Below are 1,060 nucleotides of genomic sequence, written 5' to 3' on the forward strand. Positions count from 1 at the left end.
GTGTGCGGCCTTGAACCAACGATGTCAGAACGATCGCTGAAGATCAGAAGATCGCAGGCTTCGCCAGCTCCTACACCGACCGCGTACAGCTGCTATTAACGGACATACGTCAATTCCTGCGGAAGAAACACGACGATGATTGCGATCAGGCCGGCCGGTAGGCCGCCTCGCTTTTGCTGTTGTGGTACACGCCCCATCGAGAGGCCGAGAGGAGGTTCTGCGTAGTGGGCAACCCGGCATGGATGCCGGGTTAGCCGCCCCCGGCCATGGATGGCCGATGGCGGCGGGCCCACGAAGCAGGACCGGAGCGAGGGCATGCCGAGCCTAAGCGAGGTACCGAACGTCAGGGGCAAAAGCCCTTGGTTACTTGGGGCTCTTCCAAGTGACCCGCTGTAAAAGCGGAACCGTAAGTGGCCGTTACCGCAGCAACGGATATGCCCCCAAACCTAACGCTGATTATCGCGATACTGACTCGGCGACAAACTGGTCAGCGCCCGAAACTGCCGGCTGAAGGCACTGTGGTCGGTGTAACCACAGCGCAAGGCAATCTCGGTAATCGGCAACTCGGTGTGCAGTAACAACCGCGAACCTTCTTCCAGGCGCGCCTTGTGAATCATTTGCCGTGGGGTGAGCTGGAACACCCGTTTGCAGTGCCGCTCCAATTGCGCCACGGAATAGCCAGCGATGGCGGTCAGTTCGGCGAGGCTGATGGAGCGGGCGAAGTGGCGGCGGATATGGGCATCCACGGCGGCGAGTTTCTGGAACGCCGGATGGTTCGACTGCGGCGATTGCAGGTCGCGGGAGATACCGGCCAGGCCCACGATTCGACCCTGTTCATCCTTCAAGGCGAGTTTGTGGGTCAGGCACCAGATCGGCTGATTGCCATAATACAAATGCAGCTCCAGCTGATCGGCCAGTTCACGACCGCTGGACAGCACTCGCCGATCCTGCTCGGTGTACAGCGGACCGAAGCGTTCCGGGAAGACCATTTCGGCGGTGCGCCCCAGCAGCTCGTCCCTGTGTTTGAAGCCACAACGCCGGGCCAGGGTCTGGTTGACGA

1 protein-coding gene is annotated in these 1,060 nt (G+C 60.8%); it reads right to left on the bottom strand.

Going from position 1 to position 1,060, the window contains the following annotated elements:
* Positions 1-446: 446 nt before the first annotated feature.
* Positions 447-1,060: helix-turn-helix domain-containing protein (locus tag ACXRVY_RS31150; RefSeq protein ID WP_458239226.1), on the bottom strand; the 614-nt coding region annotated here is incomplete at its 5' end.

This window comes from Pseudomonas sp. P5_A2_2, from assembly GCF_054177685.1.